Genomic DNA, 16467 nt, shown 5'->3' with positions numbered 1-16467 from the left:
CGGCAGCAGCCAGCAATTTGTGCCCGTAAAGTTAGTCAAGATATTTGGCGATCCTTAAGTGAGATGTGCTTAAGAACACCGATGTACTACTTACTTAAGCATATTTGAGCAGTATCAGCGAAAAGATGAAAGAAAACTTCAGAGAAGTTAATGACTTTTACAAGGATATAGTAAAGTCCATAAAAAAGCCCCCTCCACTGGGGAGAGGGACTCAAGATCGGGGTGAACTTACTAACGCTAGAACGTAAACGTCGTACGAATCACGCCTTGGAGAATCGGCTGACCGGAGATTACACTACCCCCATTAGTATTATTGGGGTTGATGATTGCCGTAAAGATCGGCGTGATGCTGATGTTGTCACTGATGGGGAATTTGTAGAAGGCCTCTACGTTGACTTGATTAGCATTATTGATGAAGCCCGAACTGGGAGCACTGTTAATGAACGGTGCTCCCGCAGCAACAGCTAGAACAGACCCCGGTACAAGCAGATCTTTGTAGCCAATGCCGGCCATGAAATTGTAGGCTCTCATACCGGCATCACCCCTATTGTTAGGAGCCTCCGAAAAAGGCAAGGGCGATACACCCGGAAAGTAACTACCTGGAATACTGGCAACACCAGCTCGGCCAAAGATACCAAAGCGATCCAGATTCAGCTCAAAGTTAATCCCCGCTGCTCGAGCTTCGATGCCATAGGTTTTAGAATAGGTACCCTGCAGCCGAACAGCATAACTGTTTTTGCCACCACCAAACTTATTGGCATACTCTAGCTCTAGCGAGGTTTGGAAGGGATCACCGCCAAATCCACCCCCCGGACTTGGTGGAGCAATCCCTGCAGCTGCCCGATCTGCTTCGCCTGCAAGATAAAGGGCACGGACAGTAAAGGGGCCTTCCTTGGGGTTCCATTCAATGGCAGCGCCCGCCCCGCCCAAGTCTTTCAGGGCGTAGGGAACAATGAAGGGGTTATTGAGGAAAAAGTATGTACCAAAGTCACTGGCCTCATCGTTTGCCCAGCTATTCTTGTCAATAATATCACTGGGGTAAAACAGAGGCCCTGCGGTGACTGTAATATCTCGAGTAGGCTTGAAGCTGTAGGCCAAACGCTCCAGCTCAACTGCCGGTCCATAATCAGACCAAGCGTAATTACTAGGACTAAAGTAGGGAAGTGGCAAACCAGAGGGATCATGTAGAGTCGAGTCTGTCTGCAATCCTAGCCCATAGGTGCTAATGGCATCACGACCGCCATTGCCTGTAGAGAGGCTTGTTTGCAATAGGTCAGTGCCAGTGAAGCTGGTGTTTAGATTCAGAATCGCAGCAGCAATGACAGTAGGGTTTGTGTTAGCAGGAGCAATTCCATCAGGACTCTCAGAAGGATTCGGACTGCTAGGACGGCCGCCATATTGCACGGACATCACCACTGTGCCTGTTAATTTTGTGGTTGTGGAGAACTGCTGGGCTTCCAGCTTGGCGGTGCGAGCTTCAAGCTTATCCACGCGACCGCGTAGGGTGGTGAGTTCAGCCTTAAACTCATCCATGAGCTTTTGCAAGGTTGCCAAGTCTTCCTTCGTGGCAAAGCGGTCACTAATGACATCCAAGCAGGCATTGAGGGCTGCTGCCATTTCATAACGGGTGGCGGCACGGTTGCCCCGAAAGGTGCCATCGGGATAACCCGCAATGCAGCCGTATTTCTCAACCAGGGAGGCCAAGGCTTGGTAGGCCCAGTCAGTGGGGCGAACATCAGAAAGCTGGGAGACAGAGGTCACTTGCCCCATGGATTCTTGGTTGGCCAAAAGCTGATTAACAGAGGTAATGATACTAGAAGCATCTGCAATGGTATTGGCAGCAGGCGGTGCTTCAGAAACTTGGAGATGTTGTGGTTCAGCAGCAATCAGGTTTTCAAAGTTGGTAGGTTCATTGGCGGTAGCAATATTAGCCCCTGCGACTACACCCAGTAGGCTCAAGCCACCCGCTAGCAGGTAAGTCTTTTTCATCACGTTACTCCTCACTTACGAGAGCCTAGGCTAAGTAGGGCGATCAACTCGTTCTACTCTTCACCTAGTATTCAGCTTAACAATACAGCTCAGTGTGTAGGAGTATAGCCATGTACCCCTTGGTTCGTCAAACACTTTGTTTCGATTTGTTGACGCTTAAAATGGCTAGACTGCCTCACTGACAGAGTAGGAACTGTGCCCAAGGAGCCTTTCTGAGAGAGGGCGTGGAAAGCAAGGAGGCATCGTCTAGTCGCTAGAATGGAGAGTACGGCCGCAATCCATAACTTTAGATGCAATGACCTCTCTGCTTGAAGAAAAACTGCGGGCAGCGTTTCCCCCAGAACAGGCACATTTGCTGGCGGAAGTCATCCATGAAGCCTACAACGACTTGGTGAAAGCCAGAGACTTCAGCGAGCTGAAGTCCATCGTTGGTGAACTGGCTCAAGCCCAAAAGCGCACCGAAGAACGGGTTGACCGACTAGCCCTTGCTGTCGAAGAACTCGCTCAAGCCCAGAAACGCACCGAAGAACGAGTTGACCAACTGGCTGCGGCGCAGGAGCGGACCGAACGCGCTGTGAGGCAACTGGCTCGCCAAGTGGGCGGACTCAGTGAAGCCCTTGGTGGCTCCCTCGAAGACCTCGCTTTGGAAGTGGTGCCCGAGATCCTTGAGTATCGCTGGGGCATGGAAATCGAATTCTGTGAGCGGGATACACTGCCTCTCCGCAACGGAGAGTATGAGTTTGACTTAGTGATTCGTGGCCAAGTCGAGAGACGACCAGTACTGGTACTCGGCGAAGTCAAAAGCAACATCACCGAATCAGAGGTGGAGCGATTTTTGAACCTTGTGGCTCAAGTAACAGCGACTGAGGAAATTCGCCCTCTGTTTTTTGGCTATCGCGTTGAACGAGCTGCCAAGGAGTTGATTCGTGAGCGGGGAGCCGTGATGGTCACCACAAGGGGCAAATACTTTCCTGAGTGAATAGGCTATCCATGAGGCTTCTGAGGTTGGAGGAGCTTTCCTGAGAAAATCTGTGAAAACCAAGGAGGCATTGTTTAGTCGTTAGAATGTAGAGTACAGCCGCAATTCACCACTCTAAACGTTCTAAACGTAATGACCTCTGTCCTCGAAGAAAAACTGCGGGCGGCGTTTCCTCCCGAACAAGCGCACCTATTGGCGGAAGTGATCCGCGAGGCCTATGATGATTTGGTCAAGGCCAAGGACTTCAACGAGCTAAAGTCAATTGTGGCGGATTTGGCTCAAGCTCAGAAGCGCACCGAAGAACGAGTAGATCAACTGACGGTGACCGTTGCAGAACTAGCTGAGGCTCAGAAGCGCACCGAAGAACGAGTCGCAGAACTTGCCCAAGCCCAAAAACGCACTGAAGAACGAGTCGAAGAACTGGCGGCAGCACAAAAGCGCACCGAAGAACGAGTAGATCAACTGGCCGCGGCGCAAGAGCGCACAGAACGAGCGGTGAGACAACTCGCACGCCAAGTGGGCGGCCTCAGTGAAGCCTTGGGTGGGTCGCTGGAAGACCTTGCGCTGGAAGTGGTACCCGAAATTCTAGAGTATCGCTGGGGCATGGAAATTGAATTTTGTGACCGAGACACCCTACCTCTGCGCAATGGAGAGTATGAATTTGATTTAGTCATCCGTGGCCAAATTCATGGAGAGCCACTTCTGGTGCTGGGGGAAGTCAAAAGCAATATCACCGAATCAGAGGTGGAGCGGTTTTTGAATCTGGTGGCTCAAGTGACAGCAACTGAGGAAATTCGCCCCTTGTTTTTTGGCTATCGCGTTGAGCGTGCAGCCAAGGAGTTGATTCGTGAGCGGGGAGCCGTGATGGTGACTACAAGGGGTAAGTACTTCCCTGAGTGAGCCGTCAACTGAGCGGTAGGAACGAGAAACTAGCAGTGCCTATCCCGCTTTTTGGGTTGGGGCAACGTCTGCGGCATGGTAGGAACTGCGCACAAGAGGACCTGAACGCACATGGGAAAATCCAAGTTCCTGTGCAATATTGCCCAAGGTGTTAAATTCTTCGGGAGTCCAATACTTGACCACCGGCAAGTGATTCAAGGAGGGGGGCAAATATTGTCCCAAAGTCAGGCGATCGCACCCTACCGCTCGTAAATCTTTTAAGGTTTCAATCACTTCTGCCTCGGTTTCCCCTAAGCCCAGCATGAGTCCCGATTTAGTGGGAATATCGGGGTTAAGTTCTTTAACGGTTGCCAAAACCCGCAGTGAACTCTCATAGGTGGCACCCCGTCGCACAGGCCCCTGGAGGCGGCGCACAGTTTCAAGGTTGTGGTTGTAGCAGGCCGGTTGTGCGGCCACAATTTGGGCAATGCAGTCCCGTTGGGACAGCCGACCCCGATCCATGCGAAAGTCAGGGGTAAGAACCTCAATTTCGGTGCCAGGGCAGCGGTGGCGAATCGCCTCCATGGTAGCGACAAATTGACCTGCGCCCTGATCGGGTAAGTCATCCCGTGCCACAGAGGTTAACACCACATAGCGCAATCCCAAGGCAGCCACAGCAGCAGCAATTTTTGCAGGTTCTTCCGGATCAACCGCAGCCGGCGCACGCCCCTTCTCCACTTGACAGAAGGCACAGGCACGGGTGCAGGTAGCACCCAAAAGTAAAAAGGTGGCGGTTTTTTGGGCATAGCATTCACCGCGATTCGGACAGCGCCCCTCTTCACAGATGGTGTGAATGCCGTAGTGGCGCACGAGGCGTTGAACCGTGGAGAGTTCACTGGCTTTGCCAAGGGGTTTGCGCAGCCACAGTGGCAAGGGGTGGGAGATAGTCATAGAGTCGGGTTAATCCTGAAAATAGGGGAGAAACAAACTAGATACAAAACTTGATTAACTATCGAGTCTATTTATTAAGTCACTGTAAAGGATCGCGGGGGGTGCAGCTAGGGGGCGATCGCTTCTATGGCAGGATCAGTAGCGACGTTACCACAGGTATGCCACAGAACCTATGAGTGATCAGCCACGCCCAACGGTCATTATTACAGGTGCCTCCTCTGGAGTTGGATTGTATGCCACCAAAGCCTTAGCCAATCGGGGCTGGCACGTTGTGATGGCCTGCCGCAATCTTGAGAAAGCAGAGCAAGCCGCCAAAGACATTCAGCTTCCGCCGGAGGCCTACACGATTTTGCATTTGGACTTGTCCTCGTTGGCCAGTGTGCGCGGCTTTGTCGAGTCGTTTCGGGCATTGAATCGCCCCTTGCGTGCCCTTGTCTGCAATGCCGCCGTCTATTATCCCCTGCTCAAGGAGCCTCTTTACAGTATGGATGGCTACGAACTCACTGTGGCTACCAATCACTTGGGGCATTTTCTTTTAGCCAACCTCCTCCTTGAGGATTTGAAAAACTCCCCCGAAAGCGATAAGCGCTTGGTGATTCTCGGCACGGTGACCGCCAACCGCAAAGAATTTGGCGGTAAAATCCCCATTCCTGCTCCGCCTGATTTGGGCAACCTTGAAGGCTTTGAGCAGGGCTTCAAGAAACCCATTGCCATGATTAACGGCAAGCCCTTTAAGTCTGGCAAAGCCTACAAAGACAGTAAACTGTGCAATATGCTGACGGCGCGGGAACTGCATCGCCGCTTCCATGATTCGACGGGGATTGTCTTTAGCTCTTTGTACCCTGGCTGCGTAGCGGATACTCCCTTGTTTCGCAACCATTTTCCCCTTTTTCAGAAGCTTTTTCCCCTCTTTCAGAAATACATTACCGGTGGCTATGTCAGCCAAGAATTGGCAGGTGAGCGCGTCGCAATGGTGGTGGCAGACCCCGAGTTTCGCCAGTCGGGGGTGCACTGGAGCTGGGGTAACCGCCAAAAAGAAGGCCGCAAAGCCTTTGTCCAAGAACTCTCGGCGGAGGGCAGTGATGAGCAAAAAGCCCGCCGTCTTTGGGAGTTGAGCGAAAAACTCGTGGGGTTGGCCTAAAAGTTAATACCTTCTTCCATTCCTCTGGCTGACCTTGCCGCTATGGTGGAAGTGATCCTTGCCATTGCAGGACGGATGTATGTCACAGCAAGATTTTGGCGTTATTGGCCTTGCCGTCATGGGGGAAAACCTTGCCCTCAACGTGGAGCGAAATGGATTCTCAGTGGCGGTTTACAATCGCACCCCCAGCCGCACCGAGGCTTTCATGGCTGAACGCGCCGCAGGCCGCCGCTTTAAGGCCACCTATAGTCTGGAGGAATTCGTTGCCTCCCTGTCGCGTCCCCGCCGCATTTTGGCGATGGTCAAAGCCGGCAAACCCGTAGATGATCTCATCCAGCAACTGAAGCCACTCCTTGAACCCGGCGACATCCTCATTGATGGCGGCAACTCTCTCTATACGGATACCGAACGCCGCGTTGCGGAAATGGAGGCGGCAGGACTGTGTTTCTTTGGGATGGGGGTCAGCGGTGGTGAAGCAGGTGCCCTCAATGGTCCCAGTCTTATGCCCGGCGGTAGTCGTGAGGCCTACCAAGCCCTTGAACCCATCCTGACCAAAATTGCCGCCCAAGTGGATGATGGGCCTTGTGTTACCTACATTGGACCGGGGGGGTCAGGTCACTTTGTCAAGATGGTGCACAACGGCATTGAGTATGGCGATATGCAGCTCATTGCCGAAGCCTATGACCTACTGAAAAACCTCCTTGGCCTCAATCATCAGCAACTCCATGAGGTCTTCAAAAGTTGGAATGAAACCCCCGAACTCAACTCATTTTTGATTGAAATTACCAGCCAGATTTTCACTTATATTGATTCGGAAACCCATCTACCCCTTGTGGAGGTGATTGTGGATGCCGCTGGTCAAAAGGGAACCGGTCGCTGGACGGTGGAAAGTGCCCTAGAAATGGGGGTGGCTATTCCAACCATTGCCGCTGCTGTAAATGCCCGCATTATGTCGTCAATCAAAGCCGAACGGATGGCGGCTGCCCAAGTCCTTTCCGGCCCTGCGGTGCACTTTGGCGGCAATACCGAAGAATTCATCGGCAAAATTCGTGATGCCCTCTACTGCTCAAAAATCTGCTCCTATGCCCAAGGGATGGCTCTGATTGCCAAAGGCTCGCAGGAACTGTTTGACAACCAACTCAACCTGAGCGAGATTGCCCGCATCTGGAAGGGGGGCTGTATTATTCGGGCTGGCTTCTTGGATAAGATCAAGCGGGCCTACAGCGAAAATCCCCAACTGGCCAATCTACTGCTGGCGCCCGAGTTTCGCCAAACAATCCTCGATAAGCAGGCGGCGTGGCGGGAGGTCTTGGTGGAGGCGACCCGTGCGGGGATTGCCGTGCCGGCCTTTGGCGCATCGCTGGAGTACTTCGATAGCTATCGGCGCGATCGCCTGCCGCAAAATCTCACCCAAGCGCAGCGGGACTTCTTTGGGGCGCACACCTACGAGCGAATTGATAAACCCGGAACCTTCCATACCGAGTGGGTACCGATTCAGGAGGCGGGGAAAGCCTCCGTTTGAGATGCAGGAAATACGGTCGGGTGGGCAACTCTCCCAGGGAGCAATTCTTTAGCTTATCTTAAGAATTAGGCAAGTCAACCGCCTGCCTGCAATCATCCTGCACTTTGGGGAGGCCAAGAAGCCTTGCATCCATTTCTACGACTTCTGAAGCACAGCCAACGCTACCAACGCCAAGTGGGGCATGCCTCCCTTTACTCCGTTCTGAATAAAATTTTTGATCTTGCTCCCCCGGTTTTGATTGGCATTGCCGTGGACTTAGTGGTGAAGCGGCAGGATTCCCTCTTTGCCCGCTGGGGGCTAAGAACCTTTGAGCAGCAACTGTTGGCCTTGGCGGGTCTTTCGTTTGTGATCTGGAGCTTGGAGTCGCTCTTTGAGTATGCCTATGCCCGCAGTTGGCGCAACTTAGCCCAGCAGATTCAACACGATTTGCGCCTTGAGGCCTATGCCCATGTCCAGGAAATGGACTTGGCCTTTTTTGAGGAGCGCAGCAGTGGGGTGTTGCTCTCGATTCTCAACGATGACATTAACCAACTGGAGCGATTTTTAGACGGCGGTGCCAATGAAGTTCTACAAGTAACAACCACAGTTCTTGTTATTGGCGGGATTTTCTTTTATTTAGCGCCAAGTGTGGCCCTCTGGGGCATGCTGCCCATGCCTGTGATTCTTTGGGGATCAGTGCTCTTTCAGCGGCGGCTTGCCCCTCGCTATGCCGATGTGCGGGAAAAGGCGGGACGCCTCAACGAACGCCTAGCCAACAATATCACGGGGATTCAAACCATCAAGAGCTTTACTGCTGAAGCCTATGAATTGGAGCGCCTGCGCCGAGAGAGTGAAGCCTATCAACAGAGCAATCGCCGCGCCATTCGGCTGAGTGCGGCCTATATTCCCCTGATTCGCTTTGTGATTCTCTTTGGGTTTACGGGAACGCTGGTGTTGGGAGGCTTTGCCGCTTTTCAAGGGCGCTTGGATGTGGGTGCCTACAGCACAATGGTCTATCTGATTCAACGGCTGCTCTGGCCCCTAACCCGTTTGGGAGAAACCCTAGATCAGTACCAGCGCGCTATGGCTTCAACCCAGCGGGTGCTGAATTTGCTGGAAACACCGATTGCCATTCCCACGGGCGATCGCCCCCTTAATCCGCGCAATGTTAAAGGAGAGGTGCGCTTTGAAGCCATCAGCTTTGCCTATGCCGGCCGCGCCTCCGTGCTAAAAAATGTCAGTTTACACGTCCCTGCGGGTCAGACGATCGCCATTGTCGGCGCCACGGGATCCGGTAAAAGTACCCTCGTGAAATTGCTACTGCGCTTTTACGAGATGCAGCAGGGGCGCATCCTCATTGATGGGGTGGATATTCGGGAGTATCGGCTGCGGGACTTGCGTGCTGCCATTGGCTGGGTGAGTCAAGAGGTCTTTCTCTTTCACGGCACCGTCTTTGAAAACATTGCCTATGGCAGTCCGGGGGCAACCCTTGCTGACGTCGTCCACGCGGCAAAGCTGGCTGAAGCCCACGAATTTATCCGGGAACTCCCCCAAGGCTATGACACAGTGGTGGGCGAGCGGGGACAAAAACTCTCTGGCGGTCAGCGGCAACGGCTGGCGATCGCCCGTGCCCTTCTCAAAGACCCGCCAATTCTTGTTTTGGATGAGGCCACATCGGCAGTGGACAACGAAACCGAAGCCGCCATCCAGCGATCCCTAGCCCACATCACGGCACATCGTACCACCATTGCCATTGCCCACCGCCTCTCCACAATCCGCCATGCCGACTGCATCTATGTCCTTGAGCACGGTGAAATTGTGGAACAGGGTACCCACGAGGCACTCCTTGCTCAGCAGGGAGTTTATTACGGCCTGTGGCAAGTGCAAACGGGGATTCTTGAGACCTAAGAATTAGAATTCAGGTTATAGCGTGCCCGCTCTGCCGCTGTCTTCTCTCGATCCAGTTTCAAGATCAGCACCGCCAAGGGGGGCAAACAGAGATCTAGGGAGTAACGGCGATTGTGGTAGGGCCATTCATCGGCCCATTTGCCGCCCAAGTTACCCATATTGCTGCCGCCGTACTCACGGGCATCGCTGTTAAACAGTTCGCGGTAAAACCCATGCTCAGGTACGCCAATGCGGTAGTGGCTATGGGGCTGCGGTGTAAAGTTACAGACGACAACGACAAAATCTTGATAGTCCCTGTCCCAACGGATAAAGGAAACAACGCTATGGCGGTTATCGCTACAGTCAATCCACTCAAAACCCTCCTGTTTGAAATCTTGGGTATAGAGGGCAGGTTGTGAACGGTAGAGGCGATTGAGATCCTTGAAGAAACGTTGAATTTGCTGATGAGGTTCGTATTGCAGCAGGTGCCACTCTAGATCACTCCAGACATTCCACTCGCTCCACTGGGCAAACTCCATCCCCATAAACATCGTTTTCTTGCCGGGGTGGGTGAACATGTAGGCAAACAAACAGCGCAGGTTCGCAAATTTTTGCCAGCGATCGCCGGGCATTTTGCCAATCATGCTCCCCTTGCCGTGCACCACCTCATCGTGGGACAGTGCCAACATGAAGTTCTCGCTGTGGTGGTACCACATACTAAAGGTGACGTTATTTTGGTGGAACTGGCGGAACCACGGATCCATGCTGAAGTAATCGAGAATATCGTGCATCCAGCCCATATTCCACTTCAGGTTGAAGCCCAAGCCCCCCATGTAGGTGGGCCAAGAGACCATCGGCCATGCCGTTGACTCCTCGGCGATCGAGAGAATCCCCGGAAAATAGCTAAAAATCACATGGTTGACTTGGCGCAGAAAGTTGGCCGCCTCTAAATTCTCCCGCCCACCGTATTCGTTGGGGATCCACTCCCCCTCCTTGCGGTTGTAGTCAAGGTAGAGCATCGAGGCCACGGCATCCACGCGAATACCGTCAATGTGGTACTTGTCAAACCAAAAGAGGGCATTGGCCACCAGAAAATTGCGCACTTCGTGGCGACCATAGTTAAAGACAAGGGTGCCCCATTCCTTGTGTTCCCCCTTGCGCGGATCCGCATGCTCGTAGAGATGGGTGCCATCAAAGAAGGCGAGGCCGTGGCCATCCTTGGGAAAGTGCCCCGGTACCCAATCGACAATGACGCCAATGCCGTTTTGGTGGCACTGATCCACGAAATACATAAAGTCTTGGGGACTGCCATAGCGAGAGGTGGGGGCATAGTAACCGGTCACTTGATAGCCCCAAGAGCCGTCGAAGGGATGCTCGGCAATGGGCAACAGTTCAATGTGGGTGTAGCCCAATTCCTTGACGTAGGGAATGAGTTTAGCCGCCAATTCGCGATAGGTGAGAAAGCGTGCCCAGGGCTTGAGTTCTGCCACCTGCACGGGTTCTTGGGGTTGACCGTCGGCACCAATGGGCGGGTCCTCCATTGAGGCGTGAAGCCAGGATCCCAAGTGCACCTCAAAGACGGAAATTGGTTGGGTGAGGGGGTCGGTGTGGCGCCGCCTTTCCAGCCAGTCATCATCGTTCCATTCGTAGCTATTTAAGTCAGTAACAATGGAAGCGGTCTTGGGGCGTGGTTCTTGGTAAAAGCCGTAGGGATCCGATTTTTCGTAAATATGCCCCTCCTGATTTTTAATTTCATACTTATAGTGCTCGCCCACCCCCAAGCCAGGGATAAACAGCTCCCAGATGCCGTTGCCCCGCCGTGCCATTTGGTGTTTGCGCCCATCCCACTGGTTAAAGTTGCCGATGACAGAAACATTGCGGGCATTGGGCGCCCAGACGGCAAAATAAACCCCCGCGACCCCCTCCACCGTCAGCAAGTGTGCCCCCAGTTTTTCATAGATGCGGTGGTGATTGCCCTCGGCAAAGAGATGAATATCAAAATCCGTTAGCTTTGAGGAGCGGAAGGCATAGGGGTCATAGATGACGCGCTCGTGGCCATTTTCGTAGATTTTCAGTTGGTAATTATGCAGTTCCGCCACGGGAATGCGGCACTCGAAAAAGTGCGGGTGGTGAACCGGCGTCATCGGATATTCTTGCCGCAGCTCTGGACAGAGGACACTCACCCGTTCGGCGTTGGGTAAATAGGCGCGTATCGCCCATACGGATTGGCCATTCTCACTGATCTGGTGACAGCCCAAAATTTCAAAGGGGTCGTGGTGCCGGTTGGAAACAATACGGTCAACCTGTTCGGGCGAAACGGTCATATTTTTATACTTTCGTAAAATATAGAGACAATACTATAGAAAGGTTAACAGTCAGAATGCTCCCCTTGACAAGGGTATAGAGGCTATTTCTCTGGTTTCTCTTGATCGGCTGAGGGGGTTAAGAGTCCTTTGAGTAGCTCTCGCAATAGGCTCGGCCCTTGGTAGATCCAACCGGTGTAAAGTTGCACCAGGGTCGCACCGGCCGCTAGTTTCTCAATCACATCCTCTGGGGTAAAAATACCCCCTACGCCGATAATCGGCAGTGTACCTTGGGTCTGTTTGTGGATAAAGCGAATCACGGCAGTGGCGCGATCGCGCAAAGGTCTGCCACTCAGCCCTCCTGCCTCATCCGCTGGCGATCGCCCCGTCTGAGGAATAATCTGGGTTTTCAGCCCCTCCCGTGCCACGGTGGTATTGGTAGCCACAATCCCGGCGAGTTCATAGGTTTGAATCAGCTCAAGAATTGCCGCAATTTGCTCCCAACTTAGGTCGGGGGCAATTTTCAGGAGCAGGGGCTTGCGGGGGCAATTGGCGGTTTGTAGCGTGTCCAAAATGGGTTCCAGTTGTTCCTTTGCTTGCAGATCCCGTAACCGCGGCGTGTTGGGAGAACTGACATTAATCACGAAATAATCTCCCAGGGGATGGAGCCGGCGAAAACTTGCTAGGTAATCCTCTTTTGCGGATTCCAAAGGGGTAATTTTTGACTTGCCCAAATTGATACCGATGGGAATCGTCGGCTGGGGCGATCGCGCCAACCGAGCAGCCATGGCCTCTGCGCCCGCATTATTAAACCCCATGCGATTGATCGCAGCGAGATCAGCCGGTAAGCGAAAGAGACGCGGACGCGAATTGCCGGGTTGAGGGTGCCAAGTGACGGTGCCTAACTCGGCAAAGCCAAAGCCAAAGGCTGACCACACACTGCTGGCCACCCCATTTTTATCAAACCCCGCTGCCAAGCCAATGGGATTGGGAAAGCGCAGTCCCCACACTTGTCGCTCTAAACGCGGGTCTGAGAGAGCATAGCGTTGCTTGAGTTGCTGCCGTAGCCAAGTGCTTAAGGCATGCTCTTGATTCAGCCACCCACAAAAGGAAATAAACTGCTGGTGCAGAAATTCTGGGTCGGCCTGCAATCCCCAGAAGAGAAGGGGCCGCAGTAGGTGGCGATAGAGATCAATGGCCATTCAGATGGGAGTGGATTGGCGGCACTGCCACCCTAATCCAAATAGCCCATGAGGGTAGGGGAATCATCAATGATGTTGGAGGCGATGGGACGCTCTCCGGCTGAGTAGTAGGTTTCAGCAATGTGTAGGCCACTGGTGGTAATGGGACGAATGCCCATCCAATTGACCGTTTCTACAATTTCAAAGTTATCGGCAGCCACCGGACGCACCCCCATGATGTTGAGGGTTTCTACCACCCGGAAATTAGTTGCCGCAATCGGGCGAATACCGGCGGCGTTAATGCGGTCATAGATTTGCAGGCCACTGCTGAGGACGGGACGCTCGCCGGCATCTTTGATCATGTGCACCACTTGCACGGGACTGGCCTCAATAGGACGTAAACCGGCGCTATTAAAGGTTTGCCACACCACAATATCACTGGCTGTGGGTGTGCCTGCGGGGGCAAGAGCTGTTTTTTCAGCAAGGGAGACCATTTGACCGCTATTTTCCTTATCAGGTGGGTTGTGGCGACGGCTGGGACGAGTGGCTTTGGCGGTAGGTTCTTCGGGGGGTGGCGTTTGGGGAGTTTCAGTCATGGCGATCGCTCCTACTGCAATAATTCAATCCTACAGGCGAATTTCTATGCCAGTGTCTTATATCTATAGTCTTTAATCATAGCAGTCAAAGAGGGGGGTTGGGGGTTGAGAAATGCCTTTGGCACCAGATCAGCATTCAGCAAATCTTGCTTTTCAAGCATGCAGCAGGGGAATCATGTCGGTGGGTGCTCCTTGGCCAATGACTTTGCCGCGATCAAGGACAATGGCACCATCCGCTTGCGCCAGCTCATCGAGGCGATGGGTAACCCAAAGGGCTGTCATCCCCTGGGTATTGACCAGTTGGCGCACGTAGCCCAAGAGTTCCCGTTGACTATCGGGGTCAAGGAGGGCGGTGGGTTCATCGAGCAAGAGCACTCGACAATGGCGCGCGATCGCCCCGGCAATGGCCACCCGCTGTTTTTGGCCGCCACTGAGGGCATAGATGGGACGGCGTTCTAGTCCCTGTAAATTCACCGCTTGCAAAGCGGCACTGACGCGTTCGCGCACCTGCCAATAGTTGAGCGCCTCGCCATTCAGACTAAAGGCAATATCTGCACCGACACTGGGCATCACCAGTTGGTGATCGGGATTCTGGAACACAAAGCCAAGGGGCTGCTCGACATAGACTTCGCCCCGTTGGGGCGGCAGGAGACCCCCCAAAATCTTCACCAGGGTTGATTTGCCACTGCCATTGCGGCCTAGGAGCATCCACAGTTGGCCCCGCGGGATTTCTAGGGACACCCGATCCAGCACTAAAACCTCTGGCGACCAGCCAAAGGAGACTTCCTTGAGATGAATGGCCGCGGGGATTGCCGCCATGGCTTTTTGGACAATGCTCATGTTTTTCGTTAGGGTGGGGATGACCCCCAATTGGGTTATCCTGCGCCAAGGAAGGGAGTGGCTATGCAAGAGGGATTATACATTGTCCTCATCAGTATTCATGGTTTGATTCGGGGCGATCGCCTAGAATTGGGGCGCGATGCCGATACAGGAGGACAGACCCGCTATGTCGTCGAACTGGCAAAAAGCCTTGCAGCCCATCCCCGGGTGGCCCAAGTGGATTTAGTGACTCGCCTGATTGCCGATGCCAAGGTCAGTCCAGACTATGCTCGACCCATTGAATGGCTGGGCGATCGCGCTCGCATTGTGCGACTGGCCTGCGGACCGCGCCGCTATTTACGCAAGGAGGTGCTCTGGCCCTACTTGGATGTATTTGCCGACGAACTGCTGCGCCATCTACGCCAGTTTGGCCGCATGCCCGATGTGATCCACAGTCACTATGCCGATGCGGGTTATGTGGGCTGCCGCGTGGCCGGCTGGTTGGGGGTTCCCCTTGTGCACACCGGGCATTCCCTCGGCCGGGTCAAACGCCGGCGGTTGCTCGCCCAGGGCTATAAACCGGAGAGTCTAGAGGAGCAGTTTCACTTTACGGCTCGCATTGAAGCCGAAGAGCAAACCCTTGCCAGCGCTGCACTGATTATTGCCAGTACCCATCAGGAGGTGGAAGAGCAGTATCGTCTCTACGATCAATACGACCCAAAGCGGATGGCGGTGATTCCGCCGGGGGTGGACACTAGTCGTTTCTATCCGGCTCCTGTTGCCAAGGATTTGCCATTTCTCAAGGAATTGCGCCGCTTTTTAGTCGAGCCGGAAAAACCCTTTATCTTCTGCCTTTCCCGACCGGTACCGCGCAAGAATGTGGCCGCCCTACTCAATGTCTATGGCAGCGATCGCTTTTTACAGGAGCAAGCGAATCTCGTCTTAGTTCTTGGCAATCGCACCGATATCAGCAAGATGGAGGCCAGCCCTCGCCAAGTCTTCACCGAACTCTTTTTGCTGGTGGATCGCTACGACCTCTACGGCAAAGTGGCCTATCCCAAGACCCACACCAGCGATGAAGTCCCCGATCTCTACCGTCTGGCGGCACAGCAACGGGGAGTGTTTATCAATCCTGCCCTCACCGAACCCTTTGGCCTCACGCTCATTGAAGCCGCTGCCTGTGGATTGCCAATTTTGGCCACAGCGGATGGCGGGCCGCAGGAGATTATTCGTCACTGTTGCAATGGTTTACTCTTTGATGCCCTCGATCCGGAGGCGATTCGCACTGCACTGCATCAAGCATTCCAAAGTGAGAGCCAGTGGCAGGCTTGGGCAGAAAATGGCCTCAAGGGGGTACAAGCCCACTACTCTTGGCACAGCCATGTGGAGAGGTATCTTCAGGCTCTAGATCAACTGTCGGAAAAATCGGTGTTGCCAGCCTTAAGTTTGCAGCGGCAGCCCAGCCAGTGTCAAGGCAATCAATTCCCGAGCCTATTGACGCGGAACCGCCTGCTCACCCTGGAACGCCTTTTGATTAGTGATATTGACAATACGCTGATTGGCGATCGCGAAGCCCTTGAGCAACTCTTGACGCTGCTGCAACGCCGTCCTGAAATCGGTTTTGGCGTGGCCACGGGGCGTCACCTAGAGCTGGCCTTAGCAGTCCTTCAAGAATGGGGCGTACCGATTCCTGATGTGTTGATTACCGCCGTCGGCAGTGAAATTCACTACGGCCCCCATCTCGTCCCTGATACCAGTTGGCAGCAGCACATTAGCTATCGCTGGGAACCGCAACGGGTCAAAGACACCTTGGCAGCGGTGCCGGGGTTAACGCTACAACCTCCAGAAAATCAGCGCCCCCATAAAATTAGTTACAACGTAGATACGACGGTTCTCCCCAGCATTACCCCTGTCCTGCGTCTTTTACGGCAGCAAAAGCTCCATTGCCGGCCGATTTTCTCCCACAATCAGTTTTTGGATATTTTGCCCCTGCGTGCCTCTAAGGGGGATGCCCTGCGCTATCTTGCCCTCAAGTGGGGCTATCCGCTACAAAAACTTTTAGTGGCGGGGGATTCCGGCAATGACGAGCAAATGCTAACGGGCAATACCCTTGCTGTGGTTGTGGGCAATCACAGTCCTGAATTGGAAAAGTTGCGCGATCGCCCCCACATTTACTTTGCCAAAGGCCACTATGCCCAAGGGATTCTCGAAGCAATTGAGCACTATGGCTTTTAACGAAAA

General features: G+C 53.5%; 12 protein-coding genes. 6 read left to right on the top strand and 6 right to left on the bottom strand.

The window, feature by feature from the left end:
• Nucleotides 1-237: 237 nt before the first annotated feature.
• Nucleotides 238-1989 (bottom strand): iron uptake porin, encoded by a 1752-nt coding sequence (locus Q0711_RS06140; RefSeq protein ID WP_299041952.1) that lies wholly within the window; start codon nucleotides 1987-1989, stop codon nucleotides 238-240.
• A gap of 295 nt (nucleotides 1990-2284) precedes the next feature.
• Here Q0711_RS06140 and Q0711_RS06135 point away from each other — a divergent pair, with 295 nt between their 5' ends.
• Nucleotides 2285-2968 (top strand): hypothetical protein, encoded by a 684-nt coding sequence (locus Q0711_RS06135; RefSeq protein WP_298613984.1) that lies wholly within the window; start codon nucleotides 2285-2287, stop codon nucleotides 2966-2968.
• A 132-nt stretch (nucleotides 2969-3100) separates the two neighbouring features.
• On the top strand, nucleotides 3101-3868 hold the full coding sequence (locus Q0711_RS06130) for a hypothetical protein (RefSeq protein ID WP_298613986.1): 768 nt from the start codon (nucleotides 3101-3103) through the stop codon (nucleotides 3866-3868).
• A gap of 39 nt (nucleotides 3869-3907) precedes the next feature.
• Here Q0711_RS06130 and lipA read toward each other — a convergent pair whose 3' ends face one another.
• Nucleotides 3908-4798, bottom strand: a complete 891-nt coding sequence (lipA, locus tag Q0711_RS06125; protein WP_298613988.1) for a lipoyl synthase — start codon at nucleotides 4796-4798, stop codon at nucleotides 3908-3910.
• A gap of 172 nt (nucleotides 4799-4970) precedes the next feature.
• Here lipA and Q0711_RS06120 point away from each other — a divergent pair, with 172 nt between their 5' ends.
• From Q0711_RS06120 to Q0711_RS06110, 3 genes are all read left to right on the top strand, one after another.
• Nucleotides 4971-5939: a protochlorophyllide reductase gene (locus tag Q0711_RS06120; RefSeq protein ID WP_298613991.1), complete on the top strand. Its 969-nt coding sequence runs from the start codon at nucleotides 4971-4973 to the stop codon at nucleotides 5937-5939.
• A 79-nt stretch (nucleotides 5940-6018) separates the two neighbouring features.
• On the top strand, nucleotides 6019-7461 hold the full coding sequence (gndA, locus tag Q0711_RS06115) for an NADP-dependent phosphogluconate dehydrogenase (RefSeq protein WP_298613992.1): 1443 nt from the start codon (nucleotides 6019-6021) through the stop codon (nucleotides 7459-7461).
• A gap of 123 nt (nucleotides 7462-7584) precedes the next feature.
• The gene (locus Q0711_RS06110) at nucleotides 7585-9348 is read left to right on the top strand and encodes an ABC transporter ATP-binding protein (RefSeq protein WP_298613993.1); all 1764 of its coding nucleotides are present in this window, start codon (nucleotides 7585-7587) and stop codon (nucleotides 9346-9348) included.
• On the opposite strand, the gene glgB is transcribed toward Q0711_RS06110, so the two are convergent.
• From glgB to Q0711_RS06090, 4 genes are all read right to left on the bottom strand, one after another.
• Nucleotides 9345-11651 (bottom strand): 1,4-alpha-glucan branching enzyme, encoded by a 2307-nt coding sequence (gene glgB / locus Q0711_RS06105; RefSeq protein ID WP_298613994.1) that lies wholly within the window; start codon nucleotides 11649-11651, stop codon nucleotides 9345-9347. The genes Q0711_RS06110 and glgB overlap by 4 nt on opposite strands.
• 83 nt (nucleotides 11652-11734) lie before the next feature.
• Nucleotides 11735-12832: a quinone-dependent dihydroorotate dehydrogenase gene (locus Q0711_RS06100; RefSeq protein ID WP_298613995.1), complete on the bottom strand. Its 1098-nt coding sequence runs from the start codon at nucleotides 12830-12832 to the stop codon at nucleotides 11735-11737.
• Between the two features lie 32 nt (nucleotides 12833-12864).
• Complete coding sequence (locus Q0711_RS06095; RefSeq protein ID WP_298613996.1) at nucleotides 12865-13407, bottom strand: hypothetical protein; 543 nt, start codon at nucleotides 13405-13407, stop codon at nucleotides 12865-12867.
• 153 nt (nucleotides 13408-13560) lie between these two features.
• Nucleotides 13561-14247 carry an ABC transporter ATP-binding protein gene (locus Q0711_RS06090; protein ID WP_298614001.1) on the bottom strand — a complete coding sequence of 229 codons (687 nt, stop codon included), beginning with the start codon at nucleotides 14245-14247 and terminating at the stop codon, nucleotides 13561-13563.
• Nucleotides 14248-14310: 63 nt separating this feature from the next.
• Here Q0711_RS06090 and Q0711_RS06085 point away from each other — a divergent pair, with 63 nt between their 5' ends.
• Nucleotides 14311-16461, top strand: a complete 2151-nt coding sequence (locus Q0711_RS06085; protein ID WP_298613997.1) for an HAD-IIB family hydrolase — start codon at nucleotides 14311-14313, stop codon at nucleotides 16459-16461.
• Nucleotides 16462-16467 lie beyond the last annotated feature (6 nt).

This window comes from uncultured Thermosynechococcus sp., from assembly GCF_937958135.1.
In the GTDB taxonomy this organism is placed as follows: domain Bacteria; phylum Cyanobacteriota; class Cyanobacteriia; order Thermosynechococcales; family Thermosynechococcaceae; genus Thermosynechococcus.
This window is presented reverse-complemented; position numbering and strand designations above follow the sequence as displayed.

Excerpts from the sequence above, each read along its gene's own strand:
- Q0711_RS06095 (WP_298613996.1), bottom strand. The coding sequence starts at position 13,407 with ATGACTGAAACTCCCCAAACGCCACCCCCCGAAGAACCTACCGCCAAA.
- lipA (WP_298613988.1), bottom strand. The coding sequence starts at position 4,798 with ATGACTATCTCCCACCCCTTGCCACTGTGGCTGCGCAAACCCCTTGGC.
- Q0711_RS06100 (WP_298613995.1), bottom strand. The coding sequence starts at position 12,832 with ATGGCCATTGATCTCTATCGCCACCTACTGCGGCCCCTTCTCTTCTGG.
- glgB (WP_298613994.1), bottom strand. The coding sequence starts at position 11,651 with ATGACCGTTTCGCCCGAACAGGTTGACCGTATTGTTTCCAACCGGCAC.
- Q0711_RS06085 (WP_298613997.1), top strand. The coding sequence starts at position 14,311 with ATGCAAGAGGGATTATACATTGTCCTCATCAGTATTCATGGTTTGATT.
- Q0711_RS06120 (WP_298613991.1), top strand. The coding sequence starts at position 4,971 with ATGAGTGATCAGCCACGCCCAACGGTCATTATTACAGGTGCCTCCTCT.
- Q0711_RS06090 (WP_298614001.1), bottom strand. The coding sequence starts at position 14,247 with ATGAGCATTGTCCAAAAAGCCATGGCGGCAATCCCCGCGGCCATTCAT.
- gndA (WP_298613992.1), top strand. The coding sequence starts at position 6,019 with ATGTCACAGCAAGATTTTGGCGTTATTGGCCTTGCCGTCATGGGGGAA.
- Q0711_RS06135 (WP_298613984.1), top strand. The coding sequence starts at position 2,285 with ATGACCTCTCTGCTTGAAGAAAAACTGCGGGCAGCGTTTCCCCCAGAA.
- Q0711_RS06140 (WP_299041952.1), bottom strand. The coding sequence starts at position 1,989 with ATGAAAAAGACTTACCTGCTAGCGGGTGGCTTGAGCCTACTGGGTGTA.
- Q0711_RS06130 (WP_298613986.1), top strand. The coding sequence starts at position 3,101 with ATGACCTCTGTCCTCGAAGAAAAACTGCGGGCGGCGTTTCCTCCCGAA.